Source organism: Verminephrobacter aporrectodeae subsp. tuberculatae At4 (genome assembly GCF_000193225.1).
Classification (GTDB): Bacteria; Pseudomonadota; Gammaproteobacteria; order Burkholderiales; family Burkholderiaceae_C; genus Acidovorax; species Acidovorax aporrectodeae.
Map to the genome: position 1 here is coordinate 21,056 of NZ_AFAL01000370.1, position 7,752 is coordinate 28,807.

The 7,752-nt window shown below is 59.4% G+C and carries 5 protein-coding genes and 1 pseudogene; 1 reads left to right on the forward strand and 5 read right to left on the reverse strand.

The genetic code is table 11. The annotated features are described in order from the left end of the window. Window positions 1-2: 2 nt before the first annotated feature. The 5 genes from VTU_RS0108980 to VTU_RS26640 form a co-directional block, all read right to left on the reverse strand. Window positions 3-1,394 (reverse strand): MATE family efflux transporter, encoded by a 1,392-nt coding sequence (locus tag VTU_RS0108980; protein WP_010103427.1) that lies wholly within the window; start codon window positions 1,392-1,394, stop codon window positions 3-5. 52 nt (window positions 1,395-1,446) lie between these two features. Further along, window positions 1,447-2,811, reverse strand: coding sequence for an MATE family efflux transporter (locus VTU_RS26635; RefSeq protein WP_010103429.1), 1,365 nt, complete (start codon window positions 2,809-2,811; stop codon window positions 1,447-1,449). A gap of 222 nt (window positions 2,812-3,033) precedes the next feature. Next, the gene (locus tag VTU_RS0108990; RefSeq protein ID WP_010103431.1) at window positions 3,034-4,560 is read right to left on the reverse strand and encodes an ATP-binding cassette domain-containing protein; all 1,527 of its coding nucleotides are present in this window, start codon (window positions 4,558-4,560) and stop codon (window positions 3,034-3,036) included. Between the two features lie 2 nt (window positions 4,561-4,562). Then, complete coding sequence (locus VTU_RS0108995; RefSeq protein ID WP_010103432.1) at window positions 4,563-5,756, reverse strand: MFS transporter; 1,194 nt, start codon at window positions 5,754-5,756, stop codon at window positions 4,563-4,565. Between the two features lie 86 nt (window positions 5,757-5,842). Then, window positions 5,843-6,811 carry a DMT family transporter gene (locus tag VTU_RS26640; RefSeq protein ID WP_010103435.1) on the reverse strand — a complete coding sequence of 323 codons (969 nt, stop codon included), beginning with the start codon at window positions 6,809-6,811 and terminating at the stop codon, window positions 5,843-5,845. Between the two features lie 354 nt (window positions 6,812-7,165). Here VTU_RS26640 and VTU_RS31295 point away from each other — a divergent pair. Then, a pseudogene (locus tag VTU_RS31295) lies at window positions 7,166-7,752 on the forward strand (transposase); the annotation flags it as partial.

The following is a 7,752-nucleotide window of genomic DNA, read 5'->3' on the forward strand; positions in this document are numbered from 1 at the left end:
TCTCAGGTAGCATGTTGAACCTGTAGGAAGTTGAGGCGCTTTCTGATGGCTTGCCGGATGTTCCAGAAATAGACGCAGCCGATGGCGAACTCGAAGACCGAGCCGATAATCCAGATCCGCGGCAGCCATGCGGGATCGCCCGCGTTGTGGTGCGTGGCCAGGTAGATCAAGGGCAGGCTGAGGCCCCACATCAGGCCGATGCGTGTGACCAGGATGAATCGCGTCATTCCGAATCCCTCGAGCACCGCCGCTCCCGTCATGGAGAAGACGAAGGACGCGGAATAGGTCCACAGCACGCGGGTGGTATCGACGGCGCTGCTCAGGATCTGCGAATCGCTCGAGAGGCCGAAGGGCTGCAGCAGGATCGTGGGCGCGAGCACTTGCGCCAAGCTCACGATGAGCACATACGCCCCTTCGATGAACAGCGTCACCTTGAGGATGGGCGGGATCTGGTCGTAGTCGTTGCGGCCGATGGCGTTGCTGCATAGTACGCTGCAGCCGATGCCCAGCCCGATGATGGGGATGATCGCCAAGTAGTTCAGCGTGAGGTTGACATTGTTTGCCGTTAGCGCGATGGGCCCGAGGACCGCGGCCAGCCAGACGAAGCTGGTGTTGCCGAGTTCGTCCATACCGGCAGCGGTGCCCGAGGCGAAACCGCGGCGCAGCCGGAGCCCAACTTGCGCACGCAGCGCCGCTCTACCCGCATCCGTCCAGTGCCTCAGGCCATCCCGGAGGAAACCGCGCGGCAGTTGCCATACATAGCACACCAGCATCGAAGCGGAACCGACGAGGGTACCCAGCGCGGACCCGCGCATGCCGAGTTCTGGCAGGCCGAAGCGGCCGAACACCAGCCCGTAGATGGCCAGCGCGGCGACGACCTGGCCGAGCAGGCCAACGTACAGCGAGACCTTGGTCTTTCCGATGCCGTTGAAATAGGCAGACATCGACACGTTGAGCACCATCACGGCGCCGAAGAGCGTGGAGAGCTCCAGGAAGCTCGATTCGAGGGCGCGAATGGCCGGCGGGCGGTCGCTCAGCGAGGGAATCATGCCGAGCAGCGGTGAGAGGCTCAGCAGGATCACCCCGAGGCCTGCGGCGATGAGCATGCCCAGCACGCCTTCGGCGCGTGCGGCCGGTTCTCCGGAACGACCGAAAGCCTGGGCAACACACGAGCGGGAGAGATTGGTGGTCGTCGTAAGGAAGGTGATGACGGTCATCGCGGTGAAGACCGCGGGGCCGGATGCCGCCAGGGTATCGCTGGAATACTGCGCGAGGCAGATGCGATCGACCAGCATCATCAGGAGGTTGCCGGCCATTGTTCCCATCAGGGGCAGCGACATGCCCACCACTTCGCGCGCCAAGCCGAGGTCGAGCTTTCGGGGCGACGTCGTCATGCTGCCTCTTGTTCCGTGTTGAAGTGCTCGGCGCTGCGCCGAAGAGCATCCATCAGCTCCGAAGGATCGAACCCTTGCGTTGCCGCCAGGAGGCACAGCAAGCGGTCATATGGTATCTGGCGAAGCCGATACAGAGACCGAAGGTCAAGATCGCCACGAGCGCGTTGCCGACTAGCTGGCCGACGAGCACACCGCTGGCCCCGTATTGCGCAGCGCCGAAGAGAACGAACGGCACAGTACCCACGCTTGCACGCGTCCAATTGGCGACCGCGGAGAACAACGGTTTGCCCATGACGTTAAAGACGGGTAGCGCCACGAACTGAAGTCCGATCAAAGTCCAGTTGATTCCGCCGACTGTGCAGAACAGGACGACCAAGTCATGCCCGGGGGGCTGCAGTTGGAAGGCGGACGCAATGGCCTCGGAAAACGCGTAGAGGAGCGACGAGGAGACCAAGCCGAAGGCCAGAACCAACAGAGCGCCCGACCGGATGGTTGCCACCACGCGGTCGTTCCGTTGCGCCCCCAGGTTCTGCCCCAGGATCGGCGCAATGGCGCTGGGCAACGCGAAGTACGTTCCAAAGGATAGCTGGAGCACGCGATCAGCCACGGTGGCTCCGGCAAGGACGTCGGGACCGAATCCCGCCATCCGGCTGAAGACGTAGGCTGCTGCCGCGCCCGGTGCAATATTGCTCAGTACGGTGGAGAGCGCGAGCAAGAAAGCGCTGCGCAGTTGCTTCAGCACAGCAGCGGCAGGAGCGGCACGAATCAGTTGCAGCATGAGTACGAAGTACATCCCGGTGGCGAGAACCACCATCCTCGAGACAGCGTACGAACTCGCCGCGCCCGCCAGCCCCATCTCGGCGTACCCGATCAGGATCGGGTCGATGGCAACTGCCACTGCAGTGCCACTGAGCACTACGATCATTGCCCGATTGTTCTGGCCGTGAGCGAGCAGAATGTATATGCAGATCTGCCCCAGCGCCATGGCGACGAAAGCTGGCGCCAGCATCCGCAGGTACTTGGCCGCAGATACGAGGACGTTGGCCTCGGCACCGAGAAAACGCAAAGCCGGATCTGCAAAAGCCAGTAACAGAAGCGAGACGATCAGTGTGAGTGCGAGCATGCCGATCACGCCGGCATAGGCGACCGTCCGCGCTGCATCGGGCTGTCCGGCGCCCACTTGGCGCGACATGATCGTCATCACCGCGGTCGATAGACCCAGGCACAGCGAGATCACGATGAACTGCCAGACGCTCACAAGTCCCACACCCGCTATCGCATCCGGATCCCCGGCGCGAGCCAGCCAGTACAGAGCGAGTATGTCCACCACGTACAGTGACAAGAGACTGATCGAATTCGTGAGGGTCACGCGCACGAGGTGTCGCGTGACGGACCCGTGTGTGAACTTGGCTTTCATCGACGACCTCACAAAAAATTCGCGACCATGGCAGAGACATCCTCTTCAATTCGATTCAATCCGCCGCACGCGAACCGGCTCAGCTAGCGGCCGCGCCCCGTGGGCAGGGCGTCGTACGCCGAGCGCCCATGGGCCACTTTCCGCTCGAAACGCTCAGCCGCGGACCATCGAGTGGAAGTTCGCACGTCAGAATGCAGACAGTCTGCATGGAAATCCCCTTCCTCATGTTGCGATTCCGATCTCGCGATAAAAAGACGCCGCAGATTCGAGCTCTACGAGTCTCTGATTGCGAACGGCGATGAACCGATTAGCGACCCGCTCAGTGAACTCCCGGTCGTGCGACACCAGCACGCACGTGGCTTTGTGCTCGATGATTTCCGACTCCAGCTGTTCCTGCCCTTCGATGTCCACGTGATTGGTGGGTTCATCCAACAAATAGAAGTTCGGCTCCGTGAGTCGCAGGACAAGGAGCAACAAGCGCACTCGCTGCCCGGCGCTCAACGTCGCGATTTCCCTGTCGTGGGTGTCGAGCTTGAATCCGGCGCCGACCAGCAGCGAAGTCACGCGATTCAGCGGAAAGCCAAACAAGCTATTTACGTAATTGGCTGCGCTGCACCCGTGAGGAAGCTGTGTGAGCATCTGGTCCAGATAGCCATACGTGACACTGGGTGTGACTGAAATGCCCCCAGCCTTTCCCTCTTCCCGGTCGCAGATTGCTCGATGAATTCGCTCGATGAGCTGGCTCTTGCCAATTCCATTGCGACCGAGCACGGCGATGCGCTCGCCCTGTCGGATCTCCAATTTGGGAATGTGGATGAGCGGGTCACCGCGAGGCGAAGCAATGACGACATTCTCGAAGGTGACCAAGACTTGCGCATGGGTGCCGCGGTTCGCAAGCCGAATGTCTCGGGCTGCCTCACGATGGATGGGGGTCGAGACCTTCTCCAGTTGCTCCACGCGCTTCGAAAGCTGCATCGAACGCTTCAGCGCGGTGTCGCTGTGCTTGTTGTTACCTATCTGTCGGAGGTGGTGAGCGCTCCGCTTCAACCTGTCGATCTGCTGCTGTTCGCGTTCTCGTCGGCTCTCCGCTGCCGCGTCGTCTGCTGCCAGCAGTTGTACGGCCCGGGAATACGAGTGCGGATAGAGCCGAGAGTTTGAGGAGCGCAGGAACAGGGTTTGCTCAGTGACGTTGTCCAAGAACCGCCGGTCATGGCTGACGATGAGCATCGGCGTGTCTCGACCGGCATCGGCGATCCACCGTTCCAGCATTGCCATCTTCTCCAGGTCCAGGAAGTTTGTCGGTTCGTCGAGAACCCAAAGCTGAGGTTCGTCCAGCCAAGCACGCGCCAGGAGTGCGAACCGTTGCCAGCCACCACTCAGCTGCGCCATAGGACGCTCGCGGATGGCCTCAGGAACTTCGAGCTGATCGAGAAGATAGCTGATCTGCCAGCTGCGGCTTTCCATCTCATCCCGCGGAATCGCCGTCGCTACGCATTCCTTGAATCCGCATCCGAGAAGATATTCTGGTGTGTGCTGATCCAGGACCGCGACCTTCAAGCCTCGTTGCATGGTTATCGAACCGCGGGTCACTTCCAGTTCGCCGCGCAGACATTTAACCAGGGTTGACTTGCCGGCCCCATTGATGCCGACGATACCCACCTTTTCTGCGCGATCAATGCGCAGGTTGACTTCTTCGAACAGGGAGGTGGAGTAACCGTATCCGACGTCGCTCACGAGAAGCATGCTCATATTTAGCTCGTTCTCGAACGACGGAACAGTACGTTGGCGGAAAGGGCAAACAGGCTCGCCATTAACCACGCAGCAGGCCACGACCACAATTTCGCAATGATTGGCGTAAAGTACGGCGCGACGAACAACGCTGTATAGACTGCTGTATTGCACATGCCCAATGCAGTGCCGACGCGACGGATCCCTACCTGTACGGCGAGTTCCGCATTCGCGATACCAGTCCAGGCCGACACGCATATGCCAGACACGATGAGCAACGCGGCAGTGATCACCAGCTTGATCGAACTGTCGACGGGCAACAGATCCATGAAGAACAGGGACAGCGCCAAGATCGCAAAGGACACGGCAACCAGCAGGCTACACCGGATCAGATAGAACGGCCGGTTACCATGCTTGTCAGTCCAGCGTCCGCTCCAGATTCGCGCCACGATTGCGCCCGACTGAATGGCGATCATGACACTGGCGGTCATGAAGATCCCGGCATTGCAGACGTCGTGCAGGAAGATCGATGCGAACGTGATGACGGCGAACTGCGGGACACTGAACAGACCGATTGCGGCGATCAGCCGCCATATCTTCAGGTCGCGCAATGGGCTGGGAGCCACTTCGGCGCGGTGCTCAGTTTCCCCAACGCTGCTTGCCTCCCTCTTGACCCCAGCCTCTTGGCCGGGTTTCTCGGGCGGCTCGTGGAGCCACACCCAGGTGAGGCCGGCCGCTACAATGGCCCCGAACGCCAACACCGCGAACGTCGCATCAAAGCCGTACCGCGACGCGACAATAGGCAGCAGCAACGCCCCTATCCCCCCGCCCAACGGGTAGGCAATTTGCCGAATGCTCATGGCAAAGCCCTGTTCGTTATTCTTGAACCATGACATCACCGCACGGCCGCTCGATCCGTTGACGCTCCCGCCAAGCAAACCGACAATGAACAAACCCAGCGCCAACTGCCACGGGCCAGGAACATGGGCGGGCGTCGGCGAACCGAATAGGGCGAACAGGCATAACATCAGAGATGTTGCGCCCAGACCAATCAGCAGCACGCGCCTATCTCCCCAGCGGTCGGTCAGCAGCCCCCAGGGTATTTCGCTGACTGCAATCCCCAAGCCGAGCAGGCCGAGTGCCAATCCCAGCTGATCGTTCGACAGGTTGTAATTCATCCGCATAAGCACGGATGTGGTGGGCAAACCCTGGAACACCGCAGCGAAACTCGCGTTTGCCAAAACGCCTAAACCCAGGATCTTCCAGCGATGCCGGTCGCCATACTATGCGGAAGACTGTTCGATTATTGATTTTTGTTCAACCATTTCTGCCACTCCTTGAGGAAAGCCAACGGCTTCTCGATTAAAGACTGTGCGGGTGACTCGGGTTTGAGTCCAATCACAAATAGTGCAGCCAACACCAACAGCAACGACAACGACAACGCATCGATCAAACCGAATGCCTCACCTAGAATCAGCACGGCGATCGCCATCGCCGACAAGGGCACGAAGGCCATGTGCACTCCTGCAGCAACAGCGGAGATTTTCGACAGACCCGCATAAAACAGGCTGAAGCCGATTACGGTCACCACTACCCCGTAATAAGCCAACAGCCACCATAGCTTCGGTGATATACTGCGGAAATCGAATGATGCCGCTTCATACAGCGCACCGGGCATGAACAGCGCTACCCCGATCAAGATCACCCAGCAGGTGACGGTGACGGCAGGCAAGCTTAAGCCGGACAATTTGCCAATCACCGAAAACATCGCTTCGCAAAACACCGCGCACAAGATCAGCAGCATACCCACCACGCCCACACCGAAGCCGCCGCCGTCGGCGGAGCGCAACTCCAATAACACTGCACCCAATACCGACAAACCGATGCCAATCGCATAGCGCTGATTCAATTTTTCATGCAGCAGCCACACCGACAACAAGGCATTGACCGCGGGCAGCATTCCAAAAATCACACCAGCATTGACCGCTGCCGTGCGCTTCAAACCCAGCAACAAGCAAACCGAGAACAAAAATATTCCGAAAAACGCCTGCGCACCAAGCAACAACGCCACCTTGCGTGGAGGCAACCGCAAAGACCCCGCCAACATACGGTTTAGCGGCACAATGAATAACAAGGCGACCGCAAACCGTATGAACGAAGCCAAAAACACTGGCACCTCGACGCTAACGACTTTGCCGACGGCAACCGAGCTCCCGACTATGCACATGGCCAGTATTACCTGAACATGACCAATAATTTCTGGATGTAACATCGGTGTATTGCCTCTTCTCCATATTTGCATATGCAACCTGTATGTAACGTGGGAAATTTATCCAATAGCTTTAATTCATATTGCCTGACGTGAGGCCGTGGTCAATCGATATGAGTTATGGGCACCCAAGCTGGTTTGCGGGTTCACGATGCGCAACCAGTGTGTCAGCTTTGAAATGTTCATGGCATCATCTCCATATGATCATCCAGGCAAATTTGCAACCTGCACCGGCGTTGTTGCATAAATCCCGAACCACATAGTGTGCTGATGTTTGTGCGCACAACAACGGCGATGCAAGCGCTGCTGCCAGTCGCGACACGGCCCGGGTACATCCCCGACCATTTGCCAGGGAACATGCGCAGAGACACCAGCCAACGAGCCGAGCCCAAGGCGACCTACCGTGTCAGGAACTGGGCGCAGTACAACGTCGGGCTGATTGCCAGAGGAGATATCGCGGTGTGGATCGACAAGAACCTTCTGACGCCCGCACCGGCTGCGGATGTCTCCAGGCGCGCACGCCCGATCGTCTACCCGAACGCCGTCATCCAAGGCTTGCTCAGTCTCAAGCAGGTGTTTGATCTGCCGCTGCGTGCGCTGCAAGGATTCGCTCAAAGCCTGCAAGTCGTCTTGCCCGCGCTGCGCCCGGATGAGCCACTGCACTTGGCCGTTGACAGCACGGGCCTCAAGCTCTACGGCGAGGGCTGATGGAAGGTGCGCACACATGGCTGGTCCAAGCGCCGCACTTGGCGCAAGGTCCATCTGGCGATGGACACAAGGACCGGCCAGATTTGCGCGGCGCTGATGACCCACCAGGAGATGGGCGACAGCGAGGCCCTGATCGATTTGCTTGAGCAGATTCCGTGCGAAACACCGATTGACATCGTCGGCGGCGATGGCGCCTACGACACCAAAGCGTGCCACGCGCAGATTGCCGCGCGCAA

Coding starts and splice junctions, on each gene's coding strand:
- VTU_RS0108980 (WP_010103427.1), bottom strand. CDS start 1,394: ATGACGACGTCGCCCCGAAAGCTCGACCTCGGCTTGGCGCGCGAAGTG.
- VTU_RS26635 (WP_010103429.1), bottom strand. CDS start 2,811: ATGAAAGCCAAGTTCACACACGGGTCCGTCACGCGACACCTCGTGCGC.
- VTU_RS0108990 (WP_010103431.1), bottom strand. CDS start 4,560: ATGAGCATGCTTCTCGTGAGCGACGTCGGATACGGTTACTCCACCTCC.
- VTU_RS26640 (WP_010103435.1), bottom strand. CDS start 6,811: ATGTTACATCCAGAAATTATTGGTCATGTTCAGGTAATACTGGCCATG.